Source organism: Gammaproteobacteria bacterium, from assembly GCA_041395725.1.
In the GTDB taxonomy this organism is placed as follows: Bacteria; Pseudomonadota; Gammaproteobacteria; order Pseudomonadales; family Pseudohongiellaceae; genus NORP240.
In genome coordinates this window covers 1,981,549-2,006,404 of sequence record JAWKZW010000001.1, presented here as the reverse complement: position 1 = coordinate 2,006,404, position 24,856 = coordinate 1,981,549, and the positions used below count along the sequence as shown (strand labels likewise).

At 57.7% G+C, this 24,856-nt stretch carries 21 protein-coding genes and 1 pseudogene; 5 read left to right on the top strand and 17 right to left on the bottom strand.

The features are described from left to right. Positions 1–16 precede the first annotated feature (16 nt). Entirely contained in the window at positions 17–1,588 is a 1,572-nt protein-coding gene (locus R3F50_08835) for an amidase (GenBank protein ID MEZ5490409.1), read from the bottom strand. 268 nt (positions 1,589–1,856) lie between these two features. Between R3F50_08835 and R3F50_08830 the strand changes: the two genes are divergently transcribed. Then, the gene (locus tag R3F50_08830) at positions 1,857–2,219 is read left to right on the top strand and encodes a hypothetical protein (protein ID MEZ5490408.1); all 363 of its coding nucleotides are present in this window, start codon (positions 1,857–1,859) and stop codon (positions 2,217–2,219) included. A 33-nt stretch (positions 2,220–2,252) separates the two neighbouring features. On the opposite strand, the gene R3F50_08825 is transcribed toward R3F50_08830, so the two are convergent. The 5 genes and pseudogenes from R3F50_08825 to R3F50_08805 form a co-directional block, all read right to left on the bottom strand. Then, positions 2,253–3,335 (bottom strand): AI-2E family transporter, encoded by a 1,083-nt coding sequence (locus tag R3F50_08825; GenBank protein ID MEZ5490407.1) that lies wholly within the window; start codon positions 3,333–3,335, stop codon positions 2,253–2,255. Between the two features lie 64 nt (positions 3,336–3,399). Beyond that, positions 3,400–4,728, bottom strand: coding sequence for a ribonuclease J (locus R3F50_08820; protein ID MEZ5490406.1), 1,329 nt, complete (start codon positions 4,726–4,728; stop codon positions 3,400–3,402). 256 nt (positions 4,729–4,984) lie between these two features. After that, complete coding sequence (locus R3F50_08815) at positions 4,985–8,131, bottom strand: efflux RND transporter permease subunit (GenBank protein MEZ5490405.1); 3,147 nt, start codon at positions 8,129–8,131, stop codon at positions 4,985–4,987. Positions 8,132–8,135: 4 nt separating this feature from the next. Then, positions 8,136–8,831 (bottom strand): annotated as a pseudogene (locus R3F50_08810) (efflux RND transporter periplasmic adaptor subunit). 15 nt (positions 8,832–8,846) lie between these two features. Next, entirely contained in the window at positions 8,847–9,278 is a 432-nt protein-coding gene (locus R3F50_08805; GenBank protein MEZ5490404.1) for a hypothetical protein, read from the bottom strand. A gap of 281 nt (positions 9,279–9,559) precedes the next feature. Between R3F50_08805 and R3F50_08800 the strand changes: the two genes are divergently transcribed. Next, complete coding sequence (locus R3F50_08800; protein ID MEZ5490403.1) at positions 9,560–13,102, top strand: mechanosensitive ion channel; 3,543 nt, start codon at positions 9,560–9,562, stop codon at positions 13,100–13,102. Between the two features lie 135 nt (positions 13,103–13,237). Here R3F50_08800 and R3F50_08795 read toward each other — a convergent pair whose 3' ends face one another. The 5 genes from R3F50_08795 to R3F50_08775 form a co-directional block, all read right to left on the bottom strand. Further along, the gene (locus tag R3F50_08795; protein ID MEZ5490402.1) at positions 13,238–13,681 is read right to left on the bottom strand and encodes a hypothetical protein; all 444 of its coding nucleotides are present in this window, start codon (positions 13,679–13,681) and stop codon (positions 13,238–13,240) included. A gap of 202 nt (positions 13,682–13,883) precedes the next feature. Then, the gene (locus R3F50_08790) at positions 13,884–14,450 is read right to left on the bottom strand and encodes a YkvA family protein (GenBank protein MEZ5490401.1); all 567 of its coding nucleotides are present in this window, start codon (positions 14,448–14,450) and stop codon (positions 13,884–13,886) included. Positions 14,451–14,491: 41 nt separating this feature from the next. Then, entirely contained in the window at positions 14,492–15,982 is a 1,491-nt protein-coding gene (locus R3F50_08785) for an amidase (protein MEZ5490400.1), read from the bottom strand. A gap of 107 nt (positions 15,983–16,089) precedes the next feature. Beyond that, a complete protein-coding gene (locus R3F50_08780) occupies positions 16,090–17,346 on the bottom strand; it encodes a dienelactone hydrolase (GenBank protein MEZ5490399.1) in 1,257 nt (418 codons plus the stop codon). Positions 17,347–17,396: 50 nt separating this feature from the next. After that, positions 17,397–18,041 (bottom strand): hypothetical protein, encoded by a 645-nt coding sequence (locus R3F50_08775; protein MEZ5490398.1) that lies wholly within the window; start codon positions 18,039–18,041, stop codon positions 17,397–17,399. Positions 18,042–18,291: 250 nt separating this feature from the next. Between R3F50_08775 and R3F50_08770 the strand changes: the two genes are divergently transcribed. From R3F50_08770 to R3F50_08760, 3 genes are all read left to right on the top strand, one after another. Then, positions 18,292–18,720 (top strand): DUF6152 family protein, encoded by a 429-nt coding sequence (locus R3F50_08770; GenBank protein MEZ5490397.1) that lies wholly within the window; start codon positions 18,292–18,294, stop codon positions 18,718–18,720. A 45-nt stretch (positions 18,721–18,765) separates the two neighbouring features. After that, complete coding sequence (locus tag R3F50_08765; protein ID MEZ5490396.1) at positions 18,766–19,515, top strand: hypothetical protein; 750 nt, start codon at positions 18,766–18,768, stop codon at positions 19,513–19,515. Between the two features lie 79 nt (positions 19,516–19,594). Further along, entirely contained in the window at positions 19,595–20,161 is a 567-nt protein-coding gene (locus R3F50_08760) for a cytochrome b/b6 domain-containing protein (protein ID MEZ5490395.1), read from the top strand. 197 nt (positions 20,162–20,358) lie between these two features. Here the strand turns inward: R3F50_08760 and R3F50_08755 are convergent, their stop codons facing one another. The 6 genes from R3F50_08755 to R3F50_08730 form a co-directional block, all read right to left on the bottom strand. After that, complete coding sequence (locus tag R3F50_08755; protein MEZ5490394.1) at positions 20,359–20,847, bottom strand: hypothetical protein; 489 nt, start codon at positions 20,845–20,847, stop codon at positions 20,359–20,361. A gap of 12 nt (positions 20,848–20,859) precedes the next feature. Then, positions 20,860–21,330, bottom strand: a complete 471-nt coding sequence (locus tag R3F50_08750; protein MEZ5490393.1) for a hypothetical protein — start codon at positions 21,328–21,330, stop codon at positions 20,860–20,862. Positions 21,331–21,464: 134 nt separating this feature from the next. Beyond that, the gene (locus tag R3F50_08745; GenBank protein ID MEZ5490392.1) at positions 21,465–22,142 is read right to left on the bottom strand and encodes a thioredoxin domain-containing protein; all 678 of its coding nucleotides are present in this window, start codon (positions 22,140–22,142) and stop codon (positions 21,465–21,467) included. 14 nt (positions 22,143–22,156) lie between these two features. Beyond that, complete coding sequence (locus R3F50_08740; protein MEZ5490391.1) at positions 22,157–22,864, bottom strand: hypothetical protein; 708 nt, start codon at positions 22,862–22,864, stop codon at positions 22,157–22,159. Between the two features lie 27 nt (positions 22,865–22,891). Beyond that, positions 22,892–23,911 (bottom strand): hypothetical protein, encoded by a 1,020-nt coding sequence (locus R3F50_08735; GenBank protein MEZ5490390.1) that lies wholly within the window; start codon positions 23,909–23,911, stop codon positions 22,892–22,894. A 30-nt stretch (positions 23,912–23,941) separates the two neighbouring features. After that, positions 23,942–24,724 carry a hypothetical protein gene (locus tag R3F50_08730; GenBank protein MEZ5490389.1) on the bottom strand — a complete coding sequence of 261 codons (783 nt, stop codon included), beginning with the start codon at positions 24,722–24,724 and terminating at the stop codon, positions 23,942–23,944. Between the last annotated feature and the right edge of the window lie 132 nt (positions 24,725–24,856).

The window sequence follows — 24,856 nt, the reverse complement described above, 5'->3', positions numbered from 1 at the left end:
ACTCAGGCCCCGGGCCTCAATCAGCGCTGCCAAGCGGCCCGAAACCGGCAGGTGGCCTGCGGTGCCGGGTACGCTGCTCATAGACGTAGGCCATTTCGATGAGGATACCCTCCGCATAGGGGCGTCCCACAAACTGCAGGCCTGCCGGCAAACGATCCTGCCAGAACCCCATCGGCACAGTGACAGCAGGCAGCCCCGCGGCAGGTACCAGACGCTGGTTGTTATCGCCTTTGTACTCCTCCCGGGCCCGATCAATAGGCGCGGGGGGATTGGCCCAGGACGGGAATATCAGCGCATCGACGTCGGCCGCATCCATGGCTGCCACGGTACTGTCCAGCAGCTGATTGCGCTGGGGGTTGTTGGGCCAGGTCGGGCACGGTGGGTCCCATTCGTCCGGCGCCACGTCCAGGGGGAACTGGGCGTAGTAAGTAAACGAGGTGCGGGTCGCCTCGGCAATCTCACCGGTTTCCAGCACCTCGTTCACATCCAGCAACGGTGGGTTTGCAAGGGTTCTGAAATACTGCCCGACGTCGTAACGGAATCTGCCGCAGGACGGAATGGCATCACTTAATACCTGGAACTGGTCGATCTCGAAAGGGTCGACAATGATCGCCCCGGCAGCCTGCAGGTCGGCAACGGCAGCGAAAAACAGGGCCTTGATCCCGGGATCCGCCTCTTCGCGGTCCACCAGAGCCCGGAATACGCCGATTCTTTTTCCGGCCAACCCGTCTGGATCGAGAAACTCCCGGTAGTCGGGTTCCCGTCGATCGGGCACCGTAAGCGGATCATTGGGATCGTAGCCGGCGACGACATTGAAAAGCCGCACGCCGTCCTCAACGGTGCGCGCCATCGGCCCGGCTATGTCCCGATCGAAGGCAAGCGGAATAACCCCGTCACGGCTGGTCAGCCCCAGGGTCGAACGGATACCGAACAGGGCCAGGTGCGACGACGGCCCACGGATCGAATTGCCCGTGTCACTGCCCATGCCGGCCACGCCGAAGTTAGCTGCCACACCGGAGGCCGTGCCCCCTGAGGAGCCGGCCGGCACGTAGTTGAGGTCGTAGGCGTTAGCCGTGCGCCCGTAGGAAGACGACACTGTCTCCCGGGGGCTGAAGGCCCATTCCGCCATGTTGGTCTTGGCCAGCACGATGGCCCCGGCCTCCCGCAGGCGGCGGATCATAAAGGCATCGTCAGGAGGAATCGAGTCCCGCAGAGCGATGGAGCCACCGGTGGTGACCATATCGAAGGTGTCAAAGTTGTCCTTGATCAGCAGCGGTGCGCAGAACAGCTCGGGCAGTGGATCGCCGGCAGCCAGCTTACTATCGAGCTCGGCGGCTGTAGCCAGGGCATTGGGGTTGATCTGGGTAATGGCATTCAGGCTGCTGGCCTGGTCGTAGGTCTCGATGCGCCGGATGTAGCCTGCCACGATATCCTCACAACTGCTGACGCCAGAGACAATCGCGGCCTGAATATCGGCGATAGTCGCCTCCATGAAGTCAAAGTCCTGCGGCGGCGGCCCACTGCACCCCGAAAGCCCAACGAGCAGTGGCCAGGAGAAATAAGAAAAGCGCTTACTGAGCCATTGCATCACGGAAGTCCTCGTTAATACGGGTTACACCTGGGATTCAGATCCGGCCAAAGACTGGCAGGGCTGGCCAGAATAATGCGTGTGTGGACAGCAGTTGGCAAGCAGAGAGCGGCTGGGTCCGGTGATCCGTTTCCGCACAATCTGCGTTTTAGTAGGATCGCCAGACCAAATCTGACGATCCTTTTTATACAACACTGATTTATTCCTGAATCGCTGGGACGGAGTCTGTCAGCGATTCATCAATTCCAGATAACAGAGAGTAATCCCCATGAAAGCAAAATTAATTACCGCTCTTCTGACCCTGCTGGCCTCCTCAAGCCTGTGGGCCCAGTCACCGGCTCAGGGCACCTGGGCCTTCACCATGAGCAGCCCTTTCGGCGTAGTCAACGCCACCGTGATAATGGAAACCGACGGCGATGTTCTGAGCGGCGAATTCGACCTTGGCGAAGGTCGAAAACTGGCTATTGAGAATGGCAGCATAGAGGGTGACACGCTCACTTTCAGCATCACCCGCGAAGGCATGATGACCATGACCTACGAGATGCGCGCCACGGTAGACGGTGATTCCATCAAGGGTATCGCCACGGCAATGGGAAGTGATGCGCCCTGGTCCATGACCCGCAGCAGCTAGCGGGCCAGGAGACCTGAGGTTTTCGACAACCTGCTAAGACTCATCGATACCGGCGAATTCATCGATAGCCATCTCCCACACGGTAAGAAAAAATGCCGCGATGATGGGACCGATTATAACGCCGGCCAGTCCGAATGCGGTCAGGCCTCCCAGGGTCGACAGCAGTATCAGATAGTCCGGCAAACGGGTGTCGCGGCCGACCAGAATCGGCCGCAACAGGTTATCCACCAAGCTGATCACCACGGAACCGATCACCAGCAGAATCAGTGCGGCCACTATCTGCTCACTGAGCGCCAGGTATACCACGGCGGGCACCCACACCAGCGCCGGCCCGACCGCCGGGACGATACTCAGCAGGGCCATCATTACACCCCACAGCACTGGCGCGCCGATACCCAGCAGCGCAAAGGCCACACCACCGATGGCCCCCTGTACCAGGCCAATCACCAGCGAACCCTTGATGGTAGCGCGGGAAACTTCCACGAACCGCTTCAACAGTGTCCGCTCCCGATCATCCCCCAGCGGCAGGGCGTGTACCAGACCATCCAGGATCCTGTGCCCATCCAGCAGGAAGAAAAACAGCAGATAGAGCATCAGGAAGAAAAAGATGGCGATGCGCAGGGTATCCTGGCCAAATTCCAGCGCCCAGTTGGCCATAAAACCGGAGACGGTCGACGCGGCGGAAGAAAGTTGCTCTGTAACCCGCACTGGCTCGATATCGAAGCGCTGCAGCAGATTCTCTACCGGCGGCAGGTACTCGGCCAGATTGGTAAAGACCCCTGCGAGATTGAACTCTCCGCTGCGTAACTGCTGATACAGCAGGCTTGCTTCCCTGGTCACTGCGGCGACGATTCCAATCAGGGGCAGAACGACAACCAGCAGCACTGCCATGACACTGATACCTGCCGCCAGATTGGGACGGCCGGGCAGCCTGTCCTCAATCAAGCTGTGAGCCGGGTAGAAAACGATCGCCAGCGCAACCGCCCAGAAAATGGGTTGTATGAACCCCCTGATCAACCAGAAAAAGGCGATTGTTACGAAAAGCAGAACAAAGACAAAAAAGCTGCGCTGTATATTCTCATTGCTGATCATGGTTGCTACGCGGGCCCTGGTCATCGTGTAATTAAGCCAGCGTACTTGACCTTAACAAAATTTCCAAACAGCAATTACCCGAAAATTGTTATCTGGAGACCTCACATTGATTTACAGGTAAGCGGACCGGCTTCAGGCGACCGCTCCCCTCATCAACAAAGAGCCTGCCTACTGGCGCCACCGCCCGGTGTACACGGTGGCTGAGCAGATCAAAAATATCCCCGTTCTGGCCGCGCAACTGCACAGGGACCCCGGCTTCCCGGGCGATCGCAGCATTGTGGTCCATGTGCCGGCTTTCGCCATGCACTGGCACCGCCACCCGCGGCCTGACCCACTGGTACATCTGCCGCAATTCTTCTGCGCAGGGATGACCGGATGCATGGAGGGGACGCGGGTGCGTTTCCGCGTGGGTGACCCGGATCTGACGGGCTTCGAATGCCCGGATCAGCGCGGCAACCTCAGCCTCATTGCCAGGAATGGTTTTGGCACTGAAAACCACGTGATCCCCGGCTGCCAGATTGAGATCTGGATGGGAATCCATAGCCAGGCGCTGCAGGGCAGCGCCCACCTCACCCTGGCTGCCGGTTGCCAGGACCAGAGTCTCGGCCGGCAACAGGTAGCCCAGGTCGAGGGCATCAATGGGATTGAAGTTCTCCTGCAGGTAACCGGCCGCTCTGGCGCAACCGACCATTCGCTTCAGCGATCGCCCCAGCACACCAAGGAATCGTCCGGTGACAAAGGCCACATTGCCCAGGGTCTGGAGCCTGGCAATATTGCTGGCGAAGCAGGCCACGACCACCCTGCCCGGACTTCCCCGCACCAGTTCCAGCAGCCCCTCGAACAGCTCGGATTCAGACAGCGAGTGTCCCGCCTGGGTAGCGTTGGTGGAATCACAGACCACCGCATCGACTTTCTGCTGCCCCAGTTTCCGGTAGCGCGCCGGCTCTATAGCATTACCCGCGATCGGGGCAGAATCCAGCTTCCAGTCAGCGGTGTGCAACACCTTTCCCACATCGGTAGTGATCAGCAGGGCATTGGTTTCAGGTGTCGAATGAGTAATAGGCAACCATTCGATATAAAAGGGGCCCAACTGCAGAGAATCGCCTGGATTGACTGTGATTACTGGCGCCGCTATCCCATGCTGCCGGAACTTATGCAGAATTACATTGCGGGTAAACGGCGTCGTGTAGATGGGACAGCGGAACTGCTCCCACAGATACGGCAGCGCACCGATGTGGTCCTCGTGGGCGTGGGTGGCGATGATGCCCACCAGAGACTGGTTACGATTACCGATGAAGCTCGGATCGGCCATTTCAACCTGGTTGCCTGCTCCCGATCGCTGTTCCAGCTTCTCGAAGGTGACCCCGCAATCCACCATCAGCCATTGACCGGCATGACCGTATAGATTCAGGTTCATACCGATCTCACCGCAGCCGCCAAGAGGCAGAAACCAGAGGTCTTTATGGGTCGGTTGCATGACAGCGTGAAACAATTCCTGTTAGCGGGTGCATGGCCGGCCAGCCTATTCCGGCCCTGCCAAACTGACAAGGGACAAGATAAAAGAGAAAGGGTCACTGGCGCCCGATTGATCAATACGCCGACCGAGCGACAGGGTTCGATCCGATCAGGCCAGTCTTGACCTGATCGGATCCTGGTCAGAGCCCCCGTTCAGACTACTCAGCCGACCCGGGCATGGCCATCGAAGGCGTCAGCTGGACCTGGTTCTCCTGCTGCTGCAGGCTTGCCAACTGCCGGGCCACCTGCTCCGGGGACCCTGTCTTCCTGGCCAGCAGGCTGTAGACAACCGGTACTACAAACAGTGTCGTTATGGTCGTCATCAACACGCCGGAGAAAATCACGATACCCAACAACACCCGGCTTTCTGATCCGGCATCGGTAGCCAACAGCAACGGCACAGCTCCCATCAGGGTGGAGAGTGCGGTCATCAGAACCGGCCTGAAACGCTGGTCACAAGCCTCCAGCAGCGCCCTGCCGAACTCCATTCCTTCATCCCGTAACTGATTGGCAAACTCCACTATCAATATGCCGTTTTTGCTGGCGATTCCGACCAGGATGATGAGTCCGATGTTGGAGTAGATATTAAGGGAATTGTCAGTGAGAAACAGACCAATCAGCGCGCCGAAAATCGCCAGCGGTACCGTGGTCATGATAACCAGCGGATGGATAAAACTTTCGAACTGCGCTGCCAGCACCAGAAACACCACCAGCAGGGCCAGCAGAAACACAGAAGTCAGCCCTCCTTCGGAATTACGCAGGTCGAGCGACTCGCCTTTGTAATCCACCTGGGCGTAGTCAGGAAGTTCCTCCGCCACCACGTTTTCCAGGAACGTCAACGCCGTATCCAGATCGGCACCCGGTGCAAGCCCTCCGGAGATGGTAATGGAGCGAATACGATTATAGCGATTCAGCGAAGTCGGTCCGGCATCATTTGCCACCCGAATGACATTGGCGAGCGGTATCATCTGCCCGGAAGTGTCAGAGCGCACATAAAGATTGGACAGGTCATCGGGAGTTGCCCGCTGGGACTCTTCGGCCTGCATGATCACGTCGTATTCCTCGCCACCGTCAACAAAAGTCGTCACCCGACTCTCACTCATCATTGCCTGCAGGGTCTGACCGATGGACTGAATGGAGACGCCAAGATCCGCAGCCCGGATCTGGTCGACCGAAACCGCCAGGGCAGGCTTCGTTTCATTGAAGTCTGAATCGAGGCGGGTAAACAGGCCGGAATCCCTGGCGCGATTGATCAACAGGTCCCGCCATTCCACCAGCTCCTCATAACTGCGGCCACCAACCACGAACTGGACCGGCTGACCGCCACCGCCACGCCCCAGGCCGGAGCGCATGAACATGAAGGCCCGGACCCCGGGTACCTGGCTCCAGCTGGCGGTAAGTTCGCGCATCACGGTTGCCGTGTCTTTTTCACGCTCATCCCAGGGAGGCAGCGAGATAATGGTCATGCCGCTGTTAACACCACCACCGCCGCCCCAGCCAGGAGTCATGGTGACAACGTTATCAACCTGCCCGTTTTCTACGTAAGTGAGTACCTCGTTCTGAATGGCATCAACCTGGGCTTCCATGTAATTGATGTTGACGCCCTCCGGCCCGGAGAGGCTGGCGAAGATGACGCCCTGATCCTCACTGGGCGCGAATGCCGAAGGCAACTGCTGAAATAACCAGTAGATTGCCACGATGACAAGAAGCAGACCCGAGACAACCGCCCAGCTGTATCGCAGACAGACCACCAGAGAGTCGTGGTACCCCTGTTTGAACCAGTGAAACACCCGGTCGACTCTGGCAGTCAGCCAGCTCTCATGGGCATGGCTGGTGAGCAGTTTGGAGCACATCATGGGTGTCAGAGTCAGCGCCAGCACACTGGATATGATCACCGCACCACTGATGGTGACCGCCAGCTCGAAAAACAACACCCCCAGGTTGCCCTCCAGGAAAACTACCGGGACGAACACCGCCACCAGAACCGCCGTAGTGGCAATCACCGCAAAGGCAACCTGCCTGGCGCCATTGAATGAGGCCAGCAATGGCGGTTCGCCGCTCTCCACCCGGCGCTGGATATTTTCCAGCACCACGATCGAATCATCCACGATCAGACCCACGCACAAAACCAGCGCCAGCAGAGTAATAAGGTTAATCGACAGGTTGAATCCCGCCAGCACAATAAAAGCGGACAGCAGACAGACCGGAATAGTCACCACGGGAATCAGCATGAAGCGGAAAGACCCGAGGAACATATAGATAACCACGCTCACCAGCACCATGGTGAGAAAAATGGTGGAGTAAACCGACGAGATGGCTTTCTCAATAAATTCCGCGTCGCTCGAAGACGTGACCAGGTCCATGTGATCAGGCAGTGTCGGTCGGATCCGATCCGCCAGCGCTTCGGTACCGCGCAGGACCTCAAGACTGTTGGCATTGGATTGCTTGACGATACCGACACCTACCGCCTCGACCCCGTTACCTTTGTATATGGAACGTTCGTTCACAGAACCCAGCTCCACCCGTGCCACATCACCAAGACGGACCAGGGAATTATTCTCGCCGCGGGCAACCACCAGCCTTTCGAAATCAGCAACCGACTGGTAGATACGCTCTACCCGCACCGAAAACTCCATATTAGTGGAGTCGATCCGGCCGGCCGGCAGCTCCACGTTCTCCCGCCGCAGGGCATTCTGCACGTCGGTCACCGTCAGGCCGCGAGCCGCCAGTGCGACCCGATCCAGCCAGATTCGCATAGCGAAACCACCGTTGCCGCTGACTGTCACGTTGGCAACACCCTCCAGCACGGCGAACTGATCAACAATATAGCGATTGGCGTAATCGTTCAGCTCCAGGTAGTCCAGCTCGCTGCTGGTCAGGTTGAAGTACTGAATCGGCCGCGCCTCACTGTCCGCCTTGGAGATTTGCGGTGGCTCGGCATCTTCCGGAAGGGTCCGCAGAACCCGGGAAACCTTGTCGCGTATATCGTTGGCTGCGATTTCGATATCCGTACCCACTTCAAATTCGACGGAAATCCGGGAACTGCCATCGACACTGGAGGAATTGATCACCTCGATACCATCGATGCCATTGATCTGATCTTCGATGGTTTCAGTGATCTGGGTTTCCACAATCTCCGCCGAAGCACCGGGATAGCTGGTGCTGATGGAGACCACTGGCGGGCTGGTATCCGGGTATTCCCGCAGCGGCAGCTGGAAAAAAGACATGATGCCGAAGGCCACCAGCATCAGGCTGATGACTGTCGCAAATACCGGACGTTTTACAGAAACATCGGAAAGAATCATTGGCTCATTCTCCCCGGAAGCCGGCTACCGAGCCGGCACTGGCGGTAAAGGTTGCGCCCTGCCTGGGAACGGGTGTTTCCCCCTGGGGTTGTACCGTCAGGCCGGGTCTCATGCTGGCCACGCCTTCGCTGACGACCCGTTGCCCCGCTTCCAGGCCGGACAGCACTTCGACCATGCCGTCCCGCCGGCGCCCCAGTTGCACGGCCTGCTGACTGACCCGGTTCTCGCCATCGACCAGGAAGACAGTCTGACGGCCCCGGGAAGCCACCACCGCGCGTTCAGGCACGACCAGGACCGACTTTTCGTTCAGATCCAGGGATACGGTCAGCAGCATACCGGGCCGTAATAATAGATCAGGGTTCTGAATTTCGGCGCGCACTGACACTGCCCGGGTTACCGGATCGATACGGGAGCCAACAACATTGATAGTGCCGGAGAAAACCCGGTCCTTGTAGACAATGCTTTTGGCGTCGATGACCTGGCCCACGGCCACATCGGCCAGATAGACTTCTGGAATGGTGAAGTCCAGCTTGATAGTAGACACATCATCCAGGGTGGAAATTACGGTGCCCGGTGTCAACAGGCTGCCGGCGCTCACATTCCGAAAGCCGAGATAACCGGAAAACGGTGCCCGCACCAGGCGATCCTCCATTTCCACCAGTACGCCTTCCAACCGCGCTTCGGCAGTCTCCAGAGCAGTGCGCGCCTGATCAAATTAACTGACGGCCACCAGGTCACTGGCCGAAAGGGTTTCCAGCCGCAGCAACTGACGCCGGGCATCGTTGACCGTGGCCTGGGCCTCGGCCAGCCGACTGGCCTCGGCCGAGTTTGTCAGTTCAACCAGTACGGCACCCTGTTGCACAAACTCGCCGTCTTCGAAGTGTACCCTGCTGACCGTCTCCGAGACGGCGGCAGTGAGGTCCACCGACTCGTTAGCCACTGTTGTTCCGACGGACTCCACCGCGTCGGCCATGACCCGGCTCTCGACGTCGGCCAATCCGACCACCGGCGCACCGGCGCCGAATGCACCCGGGAAACCACCGCCTGCCGGTGCCTCCTGGGTCGCCTTGGCGAAAACCATGTAACCAAGCACGGCAGTGACAAGCACCGACAGGATTAGAATCGGATGGCGTAATAACGCTAACATTGTAGTTCCCCGCGAAACTGAAAAGATAACTGAAATGATTCTGTTGTTTGGTCGAGGGAAAAGGTGTGCCTTAAACCCTACGATTGTCATGGATACGCATTGGACAGTGGATTCGGTTTAGTCAGCAGCTGAGAAAGGCCAAAGCGTTCGCTTGGCACGACAGTCTGCGCCTGCTGCCTGATTATCGCCAAGTGGACAATGTCTGGCTGCGGTCTTATGCTCTTTACCCCATTCACGGTTGCGTTAAGCTTCGCGCCAGGACTTCCCCAAGAGACCTATCGATGGCCCGCCTTACAAACCTGCAAGTAATCCTCCTGACATTGATTATCGCTCTTTCTACTCTGCAGAAAGTCGCGGCGCAGGACACACTTTCCGGGCCACCAACTGCGGCCGAGGTCGCTGCCCGCGCTCAACAGGCTCCTCCGGTGACCCGGGACACACTGGAAAACCTCATCCTTCAGCTGGTCGCAGGTCAGGAAGAGATCCAGCCCTTAATTGACGCTATCGATATCAGTGTGTCGGAAAGCTGGCTCAACGAAAGCCCGCTGGAGCGGCTGCAGGAACTTGCCGCCCAGGATGGCCTGTCAGATGCCGAGCGCACCGTCTGGCAGCAGGCAGCCGAACAGGAACAGGCCGGGGCTGAGAGAATTCGAGGCGCTCTGAATCGGGCCGCCCTGGCAACCAGCGGGGTAACCCGTCTGCAGACCACACAGGCGCGGATTGAAGCATTGCTGGAACAGTCGGACCCTTCCAGCGATGACCCCGATCGCACACTCAGTCAGATTGAACAGGATATGTCCAGTCTGAATACGCGCCGGACCCAGGTCTCCATCGAGCTTTCCCAGCGCCGACAGACGCTGACGCAACTTGAAGAGCAGGTGCGTAATCAGGTCGCTACCTTGGAACAACTGAGCCGCGAGGAGGAAACGGAACTGGCGGCGCTGGAAGAGGCGGACACCAGCGGCAGCGAGGCCTCGGCCGAGGCTCTGGCCGCACTCATGGCTGCCCAGGTAAGGAGGATTCAGGCCCGGCTCATCGCCGCGCAGCTGGATGCCCAGGCTTCTCCAGTCCGACTTGCGCGACTGAGGATCGAAGTAACAGCCAATGAGATTGAAGAGCGCTGGCTTGGCCAGCGCCTGAGTGCGCTGCAGGCCGAATTTAATTTTCGCTCTACCGAGGAACTCAGGGCCCTTAATCGCGGCATCCAGGAGCTCACCGAACGGGAACCCGAGTTTACCGAGCAGAATTCCGGCCGTCTGGCCACGCTGCGAACACAGATAGACGACATGGAGCAGATGCAGGCCCGGATCCGGGAGCTTCAACAGAACAGAGAACAGTACCAGAGGCTGGAAACGGACCTGAGTCAGACCCTCGCCAATATCGAGGAGCGACTGGAAATCGGGGGGCTGACTGAAACTCTCGGCAGCCTCTTTCTGGAGGAGCAGCGGCGCCTGCAGTCATTGGACGACAGCCGCCTGATCCTGCAGCAGATCGAACGGGAACTGTCGACGGCGCGGTTACGAAATATCAACCTCAGAGAACAGCTGAACCTGATGGATGAGCCGTTCGAGTCAACCATGGATGAGTCGGCCAACGCCGAAATGCAACGGCTTGAATACGAGATCCTCTCTGCGCTGGTGGTCGCCAGCGAGTCACTTTCCGATCAACTGCGTCAATCAGAGGTGCAGTTGCGCTCGCTGCTCGCCGTGGTCGATGAGCTGGATCAGATCCTCACCGAGACACTGCTGTGGTGGCCAAGCCACGTCCCGGTGAGTGTGGAGTGGAGCAAGCGCATTCCCAACGCGATCGTAGCCGCGGTCTCGGTCAGCGCCTGGGCGGAGTTAAGACGGGCTTTCCTCGATATAACCTGGCGGGGCCCGGCAGGTTCACTCATTACCCTGCTGCTGGTTCTAGGCCTGTACCGCGTGGGACTTAACTACCGCCGCGAGATGGCCAAGCTGACGGAAAAAACCCAGCACCGTTTTACTGACAGCATCGTGCATACTTTCAAGGCCCTTGGCTGGACCCTGCTCAAGGTACTCCCGATTCCTGTTCTACTGGGGATTACCTCGTGGCGATTAAGGCAGGTCGGCGCAGGCAGCCCCAACATCGAGCTGCTTTCAGATGCCCTCATCAGCGCCGCCTTGTGGTGGACAGCCGGCCACTTCACGTTATTGTTCACCAGTAAAACAGGTGTTGGCCCGAACCACTTCGACTGGAAGCCGTTTTTTATCGGTCGGCTGCGGCGCAACCTGTCCTGGTACGCGCCAATTCAGTTTGTCCTGATAATCGCCATGGCGCTGATCCTGACTCACCCCAATGAGCTGGTCTTCGATGTTTTCGGACGCCTTGCTCTGGTGGCTGTAGGTTTACTGTCATTGTTTTTCTTCTGGCGGCTGCTGGGTATCAGTGCGGATACCACACTTCCGCCGGCTGTTGATCGACAGCGGCGGCTTATCCGTCTGCTTCTCCTGCTGCTCTCAGCCGGTGTCGTCGTGCTATCGCTGATGGGCTACCTGCTTACTGTCCGACAACTGTTGCTGCGAATTCTGGATACCATCTTCGTTCTCAGCGTGGTATGGCTGGGTTATAAGACCGCCTCACGTATGCTGGTGCTCAGCGAGGTACGACTGCGCGTGCGCCGGGCGCGGGAAGACAGAGCCAAAGCGGCGGCCATGGAAAACGCCGTTATGGGCGGTGAGGGCCTGGATATCCCCGAACCACATTTAAGCGTTGACGACATCAATCAGCAGACCCGTTCCCTGGTGAATGTTGCCACAGGCGGCATAGTGGTTCTGGCGCTTTTCTGGGTATGGGCAGACGTTCTGCCAGCTCTGACCTGGCTGGACAGCGTAACCCTGTGGACTCGCAGCATCGTCGAAGGTGACGCGGAAATTGTCAGCCTGGTAAGCCTGCAGGACATCCTGCTGGCCGGCTTCCTAACGGTCATTTTTTTACTGGCTTCCAGAAACCTGCCGGGCCTGGTGGAAATCCTGCTGAGCCGGGGAACCAATCTGGATGCAGCGGCACGCTATACCGCTACCACACTGATTCGCTACCTGTTGCTGGTCGTGCTTGTCATCAGCGTATTTTCCCTGCTGGGTCTGCGCTGGAGTGAATTACAGTGGATGGTTGCCGCCCTGACCCTGGGGCTTGGTTTTGGCATGCAGGAGGTAGTGGCCAACTTTGTCAGCGGCCTGATCGTGCTGTTTGAGCGGCCCATTCGGGTAGGGGACACGATTACCATTGCTGAATACAGCGGCACCGTCAGTCGTATTCGCACCAGGGCGACTACAATCGTGGATTGGGACAACAAGGAAATCGTGGTCCCCAATAAAAACTTCATCACCGAGAGACTCATCAACTGGACGCTCAGCGATACAATCACGCGCGTCATCGTCAAAGTAGGTGTCAGCTACGATTCCGACGTGGAGCTGGTTATGAAAACCCTCGAGGAAGTTGCCGTTGAAAACGAGCTGGTACTGAAAGACCCGCCGCCAATAGTGCTGTTCATGCTGTTTGGTGACAGCACGCTCAACTTTGAGCTGCGGATTTATGTCAATCAGTTAAGGGAACGCCTGTTGGTCGGCAGTCAGCTGCATTGCGAGATCATGCGACGCTTCCGCGAGCTCAATATTGAGATTGCATTCCCACAACTGGACCTGCATGTGCGTGACATGGCGCCTTTTGAAACCATGACCCAACAGAACGTTCCGGCACATCAGGCATCCGGACGAAAGCGGACCCGGGTTAAAGATAAAATAAAGAATGCTCGCGACGACGAGGGCGCCGGCGAAGTCCAGCCACCGGAATCAGATCGTTAGCGGAGTAGCGCCTGATCGTGTCATGCTGCGAGCTGATCCGGCAGCGGACCTTTTAAGGCTCGCCAGCCGTTTTTGGCCCGACCAATACAGGAACTTGCCATTAAAGGAAAAGTCCCCTTCCTCTGATAGAGAGACCTAAAAGCGCACTTCAAGATAAGTGACTGATCCTTCCACGGCACTGTACCAGTGAGGCGTTCCTTCAGGAATAAGGATGGCATCGCCGACAGCAACCCGCTGCGCCCTGCCGCCCTCGATGGTAGCGCGACCGCCGCCGGCGGGCCGCACAATGACTCCCCCGGTTACCAGTGTGCCGGCTCCGCCAGTGATGTAATGCAGCTCGGTTCCCACCTCATGGACAATAGCTCCTGCTGCCTCGGTGCGATGAATCATATTGATACGGTATTCATCGGTAGTGATGAATCGACCAACCGCCATGCCGGGACGGTCATCTCCCGACTGTTGAATCGCCGTGGCAATGGCCTCCGCACTCATATACTGCCCTGGCGGGAGCGGAGATTGCCCCTCCAGGCTGGAACTGATAAACAGGGTCAGAATTATCATTATTGATTTGTTTGGCATGTAGTGGGACTCCCCGCTTGTTGAACTGTCGTTCTGGTCTTGGTTTTTGGTCTTGGTCTTGGTCTTTCCGGCTTATTGCAATGTAGTACAACTCAGCGCCGAGTAAAGAATTCAGGGCACCGGGCATCTCGAACCATTGCGGCAAGCCCGGCAGGCTCACGCAGAGCGTCGTGGTAATTAATCAGAGGCTCCATAAGTTTTCCTAGAAAAAGCGGGTCCGCCAGTTCGGGCCTCCTCCGCCACCGGAGCGTCTCGCCCGCATCCTGGAATGCAGCACCGACCGCTTGTCAGCGAGCCAGTCCTCCCTGCCCACCCTTGGGTCCAGGCCGCGATTTCTGCGGCGGTTTTCCTCGGCTATCCGATACTGGCAGAACTCGTTGTACAGGCGCAGTTCACTATCGAGCTCCTGGATAACAATCTCCGTATAGATCGCGTCGTCCAGAAAGCCTACCCCGGGCACGTGATCGGGGATCAGATCCTCAGTCAGGGAAAAATAGGACAGCGCGGACAGGACCCGCTTGCGCTCCTGCGCCTCTAATTGCCATTCCTCATCCTGCACCATGTTAAGCAGCGTCTCCAGTTTAAGGAGTCGCTCACGGATAAAATCCGGCAGATCGCTGCCGGCTGCCTGATCGAGCAATTGCTGTGCGGCTTCTTCCACCTTGCGTGCGTTGTCCGGCTCCTCGACCAGTATTTTTGCCCTGGCGACGATTTCTTCGAAACGTTGCAGATCGGCGTTGCTGAGGGTGAAAGTGATATCAATAGACACTGCGGGCTCCTTGTGAAATTCCTTACCGGTGACTGACGTTGTTAACCGGCAGCAGCCACGAGACGAGGTCGGCGTTGAAGAAATTCGGTGAGCCGTTCATAGGCCAGACCAAACTCCAGAACCCGTTTGTCGTCACCATGCCTGCCCATAATCTGCATTCCCATAGGCCGCCCGCTACCATCAAAACCCACCGGCACGTTGATCACCGGCAACCCGGCGAGACTGCCTGGTATTACCACCTCCATCCACCGGTGATAGGTATCCATCCTGCGGCTACCGATATACTCAGGCCAGGCTATGTGCTTGGAATACGGAAATACCTGAGCCGTGGGAATGGCAAGAAAATCATGGTTTTCAAACAACCGTTCCAGTTCCGCAGACCAGTCTGTGCGTATCTGGTTGGCTCGTGCAACATCCTGCTCGGAAAGCAGCATGCCCTGCTCAACCTCCCAGATCACTTCGGGCTTGAGCATGGCCCTGGCCTGGGGATCGCCGTAGTAACGCCGGTAACTGTCCCGCCCCGCATGACGTAAAGTGGTCCAGCTTTCCCACGGATCGGTGAGGGAAAACCGGGGCAACACCGGGTCAATACCCGCGCCGGCGGTTGCAAGCCGCCGCAACGCCGCCTCGCACAGCTCCACAATACCGGCTTCCATCGCCAGGTAGTCATTCAGATTACCCAGCCACCCGATACGCAGCCCGCCCATATCGAGGGCATTGAACTCGCCTGGCAGGGGACGTGGCGCCATAGTCTGCAACAACTGTATCGTATCGGCGGTATTTCTACCCATGGGCCCGCTGGTAGACAGCGGCAGCATGGCAGGACGGGTATCACGCATCAGATCGGCACTTGGTCGAAATCCGATGACATTATTGTAAGCGGCGGGATTCCTCAGTGAACCCATCATATCGCTGCCATCGGCCACCGGCAGCATGTGCGTGCCGAGACCGGAACCGGCGCCACCACTGCTTCCACCTGCCGTCAGGTCCGGATTGAAGGCGCTGGCGGTCGGCCCGAATACCGGATTATAAGTCTGGGAACCAAAGCCGAATTCCGGCGAATTGGTCTTGCCGATAAACAGGGCGCCGGCACTGCGCAGTCGGGCGACAAAGCTCCCGTCACTGTCGGCGATGCGGTCGGCAAACAGTGGCGAACCACTGGTATGCAGCAGCCCTCTGACCGGAGTCAGATCCTTGACGGCGTGGGGCATACCATGCATCCAGCCACGGTATTCACCTCTGGCCAGGGCGTCGTCTGCGTCGCGAGCCTGCGCGATCAGCGCCTCTTCGTCGACCAGACCTACGATCGCATTGTAGACGGGATTGTAGCGGTGGATATGTTGGACATAGGCCTGCATCACCTCGACACAACTGATGTGTTTCTGCCTGATAGCCGCAGACAACTCGATGGCACTCAGGTCGACCGGGTTGGCTGACAGGCTGGCAGCAAACAGTCTGCTGTCGATCAGCGAAGGTAATGTGACGGTCGCTCCAAATACGGCTCCTGTCCTGAAAAACTGCCTTCTGTCCATACTGATTCCTCAACGGTACTTGATGATCCAGGGAGCCTCTGATTAAGCACCACAATGTTCTGGCGGCAGTTTCAGGCGCTCCCTGGCCTGATAAAGCGGCCCGTCAGTCACTCCTGAGGCGCCAGATGCTCCAGTTTTAAGCCTATCGTGGCTCTCGATTGAAAGCCGAACCAGCCTTCCTCAGAATTGACCGGCAGAGCCAGATACTGCCGCCTTTCCTCTACACCTTTCAACTGCAGGTCGAGAAATGCGGTGATGAAATGGTCCATGATGTTGTTCATTCGCAACGTGTCCCACACCGGATCGATGTAATGACTCACGCCAGTTGCCTCGCCGCTGTTAAGCAGTTCCACCGGCACCGGTATCGGTGCGCCGGCGCTGTGGCCGGCATTCTCAAAGGTGAGCAGATAGCGATCACTTTTGCGGGTATTCTCAAATACCGCCCGGGTACCGTTCTCATACCCGGCGGTAGAATCCACGCTTCCGGCCACATAAAAAACAGGCAGCCTGATACCAAGCAGATCAGCGGGGCGCCACATGGCATTGTTCATCCCCCAGGGTGCAATAGCCACCCCGGCCCTGATGCGGGGATCCAGGTTTTTCTGATAGTCCGGATTCAGTGTCGTGTGGTCTGCCAGTATGGCATTGGGCGGGGCCGTCGGCAGATTGACTGCCGCCGGATTGTAGCCGGCACCCAGGTTATTGAGCAGCCCGTAACCGCCCATCGAGAAACCGACAACAGCGGTTCTGTCCGCGTCCACCAGCCGGTAAAGGTAGCTGGCCGGGTCTGCTGCCTGCCGCGCGATCTGCTCCAGCACGAAGCGCTGATCCGGCGCCCGATTATACAAAGTACTGGCAAACGCCTGTTGGTCCTCGTAGAGGCTTTCGGGATGATCGATCGAGGCGACGACATAGCCCTTGGACGCCAGATTTTCTCCCAGGTGACTCAGCAGATACCGGTTCCCGGGATAGCCGTGAGAGATAATGACCAGTGGAAAAGACTGCCCCGCCGCCAGAGGATCCGCATCGCGAACGGCCGATCCGGTCAAGGTCGCCATGATGGCCGTGTTTCTGGTCGAGGTAAGGTACTGACCGCCCGGCTCCTGGCCCGGTGCCAGGCTGGCCGGGTACCAGATTTCGACTGTCAGGGTACGATCCGCGTACACTGTCTCCTCACCGTCGCCGGTATTGAGTACATCCACCCGATTGGAATCGGTGAACTGCTCGGTGCGGACACCAATTGTGTATTCGCCAAATGCGGCAAGCTTCGGCGCGTCGGCACGAATCAGATCGATACGGTTGGGCTGCGCCGGAAGACCGGATGACAGAGCAACCAACAACAGAAACACAACTACTCTACTCATCGACAGCCTCCCGGGCCTCACTCGTTAAACAATGATGGGATCAGCGCGCATCAGTCGCTCTCGGTCCTCATCTGAAAATCCGGACCCAGGGCAGGATTCATGTAGTCATCAGGCAACACACGATCCGGATCCGGGCGCACGCTCAGGTAATCGACGTGCACGGGAACTTCGAGCCAGCCATGGGGCGTTCCGGCGGGAATAATGATGATGTCGCCCTCTTTGACATGCTTGGCCACCCAGTCACCTACGATCATCCCGCTGCAGGATGGACCATTCAGCGTGGTAGTGACATTGCTGTCGGGGGCCGACTCGTCACCGTTCATGATCTCCCCGCCGGTTACCAGCGTGCCGGAACCCGAGGCGATGTAATAGGCCTCAGTCTGGTGATAATGCAGAATACCGCGCGCGCCGCTGTTGCGGCTGGTGCTGCCGACACCACAAGGCCGTGCGGGGTTCGGTGTGGCGCGGCCACTGCCCCGCTCTACGGCTCCACGGTGAATAATACCGACTGACAGATTCAGCTTGCCGATGTCACGGCTTATTATCTGTCGATCCACGCCGGGCAGTTCATTAACTGTCTGCCATTGCTCTTCGGTAATGTAAGTGGCATAGGTCTGGTCGCTGTCCTGGGCGCCCACCAGGGCCGGCAATGTCAGTATTGTTGTTGCCAGCAGGGCTTTTACAGGTGCTTTCATGGCATCCTCCTTTTTTATAGTTCTTATGGTTCTTATAGATCTTCTGGTTCTTATAGATCTGCTAGTTTTGTCTTGGGGACCCGGGTACTTTAAACCCAAATGGACAGCATTGCCAAAAAGGCTGCGGACAGCCCGGCTTATCGATGCCCCGGGCTACCACGGAATTCCGCGTTGACTCCCCCGCAGATACTGATTATTCTGCCGAAACGATAATAAATGCCGGTAGATATTCCGGCAACAGGAGAGAGTTATGGTCACCCACCGATTGACCGCTGCGATCACTGTCGGGATTTCCCTGGCATTCACCGTGATGATCGGCCCCGCCGTCGCACACCATGCCAGCACACCGTTTTACGATCCCGAGCGTCGTGTCGAAATCGAAGGCACGGTAACCCGGTTTGTGTTCCGCAACCCCCATGCCTTTCTGTATGTCGATGTACCCGACGCCAATGGCGCCAACACCGAATGGCAGGTGGAACTGGGCGCTCCCGTCAGCCTGAGAAGAACCGGGTGGACCCCCGACTCTTTAGCTGTCGGCACGGTCGTTAAGGTGGCCGGACAGGCTTCCCGTGCCGAAGGCTCATACGGAATTGGCGGACCAGTGCGGATGACACGCCCCGATGGCAGCCCAATTCTGCAGGGCGGACGCGTGCAGGAAGACACCCCGCCACCCCGCTAGCGTCCTGACCGAATTCCCCGACAAAAAAACAAGGCAGGAGAGTTTATGAAACCAGTAATCAGTGCTGGCAGGTCCACTTTTTCCAGATCCGCGTTACTGGCCATGCTCGGCCTGACAGCGGTGATTTCGTTCCCGCGACTAAGCGCCCAGGAGCCTGACGGAGACATACCTGACCTGGCCGGCGTCTGGGACGGCGGCTTCGGCGCCCGCCCGGTCAATGGCGTCAACATGCCCTGGACCGAGGAAAATTTCCCGGTACTGAACGAAAGGGCGTTGGCGTACCAGGAAGTCTTTGAAGAGATCATCTCACCGAAATACGACTGTCAGCCCGCCTCTTCGCCTGCGATTCAGTACGACCCCTACCATTTCGAAGTGACTCAGTGGCCGGACCGGGTCCTGTTCCGCTACGAGAAGGACGATCAGCTGCGTACCGTGTGGCTGGATGGTCGGCAGCCAACCTCTCTGGACTACAGCATTCAGGGATTTTCCACGGGCTACTACCAGGACGGTTCTCTGTACGTGACCACTACCCATTTCATCTTTGATATCACCGGGTTCGATGACTATAACGGCATTCCTTCCTCGGCACAGAAGAAGGTAACCGAGCGCTACTGGATGGAGGGAGATGATCTGCGGGCTACGGTAACCGTCGAGGACCCTATGTTCCTTCGCGAGCCGACTGGCTACACCACCCGCTGGGTACCTGCCCGCGAGGGTTACAGGCTGGCAGCCTATGATTGCGATCCGGAAGCGGCCCGGGCATCAGTGCGTTTCTTCCCCTCGAAGTACGACTAGGGCCTTTCCAGGGAGCCTCTGATTAATTACCACAATGCTCTGGCCTTAAGGGAGATCGTGTCCTTCCGGGAGTAGCGGGATGATCACACCTTCCGTCAAATGGTACGACCAGCCGGATTCTTTCGGCTGGATTTCCATCGCTCTGCACTGGCTGACCGCTGCGGTGATTATTGCCCTGTGGTTCCTGGGCAAGAGTATCGAGTTTCAGGCAGCAGATCAGTTGGCAGAACGGCGCAGCCTGCATGTGACTCTGGGCCTGGTGGCTTGGCTGTTACTGGCAGCACGAATCTTTTGGCGCCTACGCCATGCTCATCCACGCGCCAGGGGACAGGGCAAACGGATCCATCAGGTGGCGCGGTTCACCCATTACTGGATGCTGGCCCTGCTCAGCATCATGCTGCTGAGCGGTCCACTGCTGGCATGGACATTGTCTAACCTGCCAGACCTCGCCGGGCTTCTCCATCGCCTGCACGCGCTAAGTGCCAACCTGCTTGCCCTGTTGATTGTTATTCACATTGCAGGGGCTCTGAAGCACCTGATGTTCAATGACGATGAAACAGTCGCCCGCATCTTCATACCGAGGCGCCAGATAACTGACGCTCAACACGCCATCGAAACTTCAGATCAGCAAGAAACAGCTGATTGATTGCCCCAAAGCCCTGACTTTCAGACGCCCCCGGTGCCAGCGCGGAGTGCCGCCGCCGCAAAGCAATGCCAGCGGGCTCCGTGAAGGCCCATACGCTTGCTTATTTAAAAGCTTTGTTCAAAAAAAGCAGGCTGTTAATGTCTGTTTTGAGTCTGTCTTTTAAAAAGCAAAGGCATGCGCAATGGGTTTTTGACAGCCTAGCCGGTCCCCACATAGGGAATCAGGCGGCCGCAGATCAGCACCACAGACCAGACGGCCAATGAGGTGTAGGCCACAGCCCGGGCGATTGCGGGCGGGTCGGTATCGGCGCCCCAGCCTGCTACCAACGGTCGCACTTTGAAGTAGTACAACAAGGCATTAAGGCCGGCCACCAGTATCATGACCATCTTGATCTGAAAACCGATATTGATCGAATAGCGATTTGGATCGCCGAAAAAAAACAGCACACCGGTCAGTAGATTCAAGCCGAAACCAAGAAAAACCAGCGGCAACAGGTCATGGGTAGCGTGGGGGTCGAGTCTGCGAAAATGGCCCGCCAGGCGCAGATCGATAATTATCAGGCCTCCAAGCAGCAACGACAAACCGACAAAGTGGGTGATCTCAAGGATCGGCCAGAGCCAGTAAGTACCCTGAATCCATTGATGCAGTGAGCTGTCGAGTGCTATACGGGCAAGAAAATCCAGCATCTTAGGGCCTGTTTAAAAATACGCAATAAGGCGGCCGGCTATTATCGCCGTAATCCAGCATGCCAGAGACGCCATTGCGATGAATCGTATCGGGCCGGCCGGCTCCACCTGCGCTCCTGCCGAGGTGGACAACTCGGCTCGCAACCTTGACTGAATGATGCCGGCCAGCACCATGCCGGCAATAATCGCGGTAATCTTGATGAGAAAAGGCAGGTTACCGGCAAAAGTCACAGCCTGGGACGTAAAGAGCAGAATACCGGATAGCGCATTAAGAACGAAACCTGCCCAGGCAAGCCTGCTCAATGGGAGGAAGGCATCCAGACGCAACCCCGGAAACAGGCCCAGCAGGCGCAGATCCCGCATGGAGAACAGGCCAACTACTACAGCCAGACCGACAATGTGCACAGCCAGCAGCAAGGGATAGGCCCACAGTGACAGACTGACCCACAGGGCGACCGGTGTAGATTCAAGCCAAAGGAACATAAGTTGTAGTTTTTATCAGAAAACACAATTCTAGGGGAGTTTCCTTCGCCTTACCAGAACCGTGACATTCCTGTGCCGGGCACCGGCCCGACGCCTGCCGGAAATCGCAGGCTGACCGGACCGGTGCTCCGCAATCAGGGGTACTGGTAGCCGGCTATAACCCGCCGGAAATCCGCTATCGATTGTCGCCCTGCCAGAACTGTCACTTCGGTAACAACCTGGTTGTCCCCCAGCCTGCCAATGAAGAATGTCGGGGTCCCCCTGACACCCAGCCCAACAGCCAAGGACCTTTGCCGCTCTACATAGGTGCCCGCGACCCCTTTCTCCAGGCAGCGGCGAAAACCCCTGGTGTCCAGCCCCACGGTCTCCCCTGCTGCCACCAGTTCCGCCTCGCCGGGCAGACCCGGGTACCGGAACAACCAGTCATGATACGGCCAGAATAAGCCCTGCTCTCTGGCGCAGCCGGCAGCGACCGCGTTCAACCCGGAGGCATCCTGGCCCGGCAGGGGATAATCCTGTACGAAGTAGCTGACGGTGCCGGGTTCGATAAACTCCTGCGTCAGGAGCGGCAGGGTTTCCTGGTAATGAGCGCGACAGAACGGGCACTGGTAGTCGGTAACCTCGATAATCGCGATCCCGGCATCGGGTTTACCCATTACCGGTAAGTGGGCCACATCCAGCTGCCTGGCAAGCAGCGCTGCCGGTAAGGGACTCGGTGGTGGATTGGCGGCGCAACCCGCCAGCAGCACCACCATCGCGACAAAACCCAACCTTATCAACCTGCCTGCCCTGTCTTCTGTCTTCCCTGACATAATTTCTCCAATGCCTAGTTATTGACTCTTTCTTCCAGATAAACCATAAAACTTTGCTGCAGAGAGCCGAGCGCGAACAGTCTGTACAATTCATGAGAACTGGTGTGCAGACTGCCCGCCGTCAGCAGTTTCCCTCCCACCCGTCGCACCGGCATCACCGACGTGACAGGATCGCCCGATCGGGCGTCCCTGAACTGGGTGTAGAGAAGAGTGTAGACACCGTAGCGCAGGCTGCCCAGCAGACGAATGTCGTCGTACTGCAGATAAATTTCCCGGTCTGCGGCAAGGTCGATCCCGCCATTGATGACCGACTCTGAAAATCGCAGGAACGTCTCAGCGTCCAGCCACTCCCGGAACTGCTCAACCCGGTCAGCAGCCTGGAACAGCCGAAATTTTTCCCGCACGAACACTTCCTGTTCAGTCAGCTCACCGGGAGTCCTGCGGGCTTCGTCCGGCTCACCTTCCTGCGCCTGACTCATCAGCCAGTTGCCCGGAAACAGCGTCACTGCGGCAGACAGACTGATACTTACAGCAGGGTCCGAATCAACCTGTTGCAAAGCCAGATCAGGCGGCAGCACGGTAATCTCCAGAATCCCGGACTCGGCGAAGAGACCGGAAGCCGCCTCATCAGGCACAAATTCAAACCGATAGTCGGGCTCAGCGGGCTGTGCCACCAACGGTAGCGAAATACTCAGCAGGACAGTGCAGATAAAGTCACGCATTCCCTGTTTCCTCCTCCAGTAATAAGATCAAAAGCATAACGTGGTTCCCTCAGCCCATTCTCTTGGCACTATTTCTGTTCTGAATTCAGAGCCCAGGAACCTGACCCAGCCGGTAATTTCTGCCGGCCCGATACAACCGGCCACATCCAGATTTAACACATCGGGACCACTGGCTGAAATACTGAAACTGTCGCTCAGTCGAACCCCGGCACCGATCACCTGGGTACTCAATCCGCCGACACCGATTTCACCACCAAACCCACCTGAGATCGTGCCGCTCAAGGTAATACCATCAGCTTCAACATCACACATGCCGTTATCCATTCCCGAATAGGCGAAGCTCGCCGAGGCACCCGCCCCCAGCGAACCCTCCAGCACAATGCCATAGGCAGGGACAATGATCTGTTTCACCGAGCAACTGAGCGCAGGCACGGAAAACGTCGCCCTGCCAGTCGCCCTGGTAGCTGTGTCGTGTCGCTCTGCCGCCTCGCAGCACTGGCTGACACTCTCCAGTTTTAGATTGCCGGAGAAGGTCGGCGTGCCTGTCACACTGCACACCCCCAGGTTTTCCACCGCCTCAAACGCACCCTTGATACTCGATACCAGATACCCGTGAATATTGCTGGTCAGGCTTGAGGACCCGGTCACCTGCATATCAGTGGACTCGCAGTAGGGCGGCGGCGCAATGGTCATCGCGCCGTCGCACAAAGCAACATCCAGCAGACCCCAGAAGTAATCCAGATCATCCACCTCGGACAGAGAGTAGCCTGTCCAGTTGTAACTGCCCGGGGGCATGTAGATAAAAAAGTGCCAGGAATTCCAGGTGTTGTAGTGCAGGGAAGACAGACTTGGCGAAACCGGTCCGCTGACGTTGGTTTGCATCCAGGTTCGCACGAAGGGAAAGCCGCTTTCCACGGCAGTGAGGCTGGCCCGGTGATAAAAACCATCGGCTTCGGGCCCGGGCAGACAGCGACTGACCAGCGCCTGGGAACTGACACTGAACAACATTAATCCTGCCATCACGGCGCTAACAAGCAGTGTTTTCATTTCTCTCATCCTTGATTGAGTCGTACAGGTTTATTGCGGCTGAAACAATTGCACAGCACCCTGATTGAAATCATCAGTCAGCTGATTTCCCAGCGTGCGGCTTTCAGCCATACTCTGATCCAGCATCTGCTCACTGTTCTGGCAGGTGTCCTGCAGAAAGGCTACGACGAAGTCTGGCTGGTCAAAGCTCAGAGCCTGCAGGTCCATTTCTGCGTAGACCAGTGAGCCATCTGTCATCAGCCTCCCTACCTCGCGGGCAACCAGTTTTCTGCCGCTTTCCGACAGCTTTCTCAGCACCTGCCCGTAGTGACGGTCGAGCCTGGCATTGAGCGCCTTCTGGGCCCGCTGGTAAGCGCGGGCAGCCAGTTGCGCCGCAGCCGGATCGCTCGCTGACAACCGGTCTATCACCCGGCAGGCTGCCGCCACGACACCCTTGGTCCCGGCGGCAAACTGCTTGTCATTGTGGGCGGGCAGGGATTCGATCAGTTGCCGATCGGCGGGCAGCAGGCCGGCACCCAGGCCGGGGTTGAGCAGCATATCCAGAAAGACGGCCTGATAAACCTGATTGGGCGGTATGGCATCCAGGTTATCCCTGCTGGAGGCTCCGCGCAGGTTCTCCTGCAGGATTTGTCGCAGTGACTGACGTTCATCCGGGCTTAGGTGCTGAAGATAAGTGCGGGTGTGGGGATGAGGTTTTTCCGACGGGGGAGCTGCGGTTGCCGGCACTGCTGCGGTCAGCGTTAAGGCAACGCCGATGGTGGTGGCAGACCGGACTAACAGCCCAAAGGGGGGACGGATTGCTGGTTTTGACATAACGACTCCTTGTACTGCTTGTAATGACAAGTGATCTCCCGGCCATAACCGGGGTTGGCGATCACTTTCAAAAGTAGCCGGCAGGAGCGCCTGATGCCAAATTCAGCGAAAAATTAAATAGAGAAAAATTAA

What these genes read in the sequence shown, in the direction of transcription:
- R3F50_08835 (MEZ5490409.1), bottom strand. Translation starts at nt 1,588, where the DNA reads ATGCAATGGCTCAGTAAGCGCTTTTCTTATTTCTCCTGGCCACTGCTC.
- R3F50_08830 (MEZ5490408.1), top strand. Translation starts at nt 1,857, where the DNA reads ATGAAAGCAAAATTAATTACCGCTCTTCTGACCCTGCTGGCCTCCTCA.
- R3F50_08825 (MEZ5490407.1), bottom strand. Translation starts at nt 3,335, where the DNA reads ATGACCAGGGCCCGCGTAGCAACCATGATCAGCAATGAGAATATACAG.
- R3F50_08820 (MEZ5490406.1), bottom strand. Translation starts at nt 4,728, where the DNA reads ATGAACCTGAATCTATACGGTCATGCCGGTCAATGGCTGATGGTGGAT.
- R3F50_08815 (MEZ5490405.1), bottom strand. Translation starts at nt 8,131, where the DNA reads ATGATTCTTTCCGATGTTTCTGTAAAACGTCCGGTATTTGCGACAGTC.
- R3F50_08805 (MEZ5490404.1), bottom strand. Translation starts at nt 9,278, where the DNA reads ATGTTAGCGTTATTACGCCATCCGATTCTAATCCTGTCGGTGCTTGTC.
- R3F50_08800 (MEZ5490403.1), top strand. Translation starts at nt 9,560, where the DNA reads ATGGCCCGCCTTACAAACCTGCAAGTAATCCTCCTGACATTGATTATC.
- R3F50_08795 (MEZ5490402.1), bottom strand. Translation starts at nt 13,681, where the DNA reads ATGCCAAACAAATCAATAATGATAATTCTGACCCTGTTTATCAGTTCC.
- R3F50_08785 (MEZ5490400.1), bottom strand. Translation starts at nt 15,982, where the DNA reads ATGGACAGAAGGCAGTTTTTCAGGACAGGAGCCGTATTTGGAGCGACC.
- R3F50_08780 (MEZ5490399.1), bottom strand. Translation starts at nt 17,346, where the DNA reads ATGAGTAGAGTAGTTGTGTTTCTGTTGTTGGTTGCTCTGTCATCCGGT.
- R3F50_08775 (MEZ5490398.1), bottom strand. Translation starts at nt 18,041, where the DNA reads ATGAAAGCACCTGTAAAAGCCCTGCTGGCAACAACAATACTGACATTG.
- R3F50_08770 (MEZ5490397.1), top strand. Translation starts at nt 18,292, where the DNA reads ATGGTCACCCACCGATTGACCGCTGCGATCACTGTCGGGATTTCCCTG.
- R3F50_08765 (MEZ5490396.1), top strand. Translation starts at nt 18,766, where the DNA reads ATGAAACCAGTAATCAGTGCTGGCAGGTCCACTTTTTCCAGATCCGCG.
- R3F50_08760 (MEZ5490395.1), top strand. Translation starts at nt 19,595, where the DNA reads ATGATCACACCTTCCGTCAAATGGTACGACCAGCCGGATTCTTTCGGC.
- R3F50_08755 (MEZ5490394.1), bottom strand. Translation starts at nt 20,847, where the DNA reads ATGCTGGATTTTCTTGCCCGTATAGCACTCGACAGCTCACTGCATCAA.
- R3F50_08750 (MEZ5490393.1), bottom strand. Translation starts at nt 21,330, where the DNA reads ATGTTCCTTTGGCTTGAATCTACACCGGTCGCCCTGTGGGTCAGTCTG.
- R3F50_08745 (MEZ5490392.1), bottom strand. Translation starts at nt 22,142, where the DNA reads ATGTCAGGGAAGACAGAAGACAGGGCAGGCAGGTTGATAAGGTTGGGT.
- R3F50_08740 (MEZ5490391.1), bottom strand. Translation starts at nt 22,864, where the DNA reads ATGCGTGACTTTATCTGCACTGTCCTGCTGAGTATTTCGCTACCGTTG.
- R3F50_08735 (MEZ5490390.1), bottom strand. Translation starts at nt 23,911, where the DNA reads ATGAAAACACTGCTTGTTAGCGCCGTGATGGCAGGATTAATGTTGTTC.
- R3F50_08730 (MEZ5490389.1), bottom strand. Translation starts at nt 24,724, where the DNA reads ATGTCAAAACCAGCAATCCGTCCCCCCTTTGGGCTGTTAGTCCGGTCT.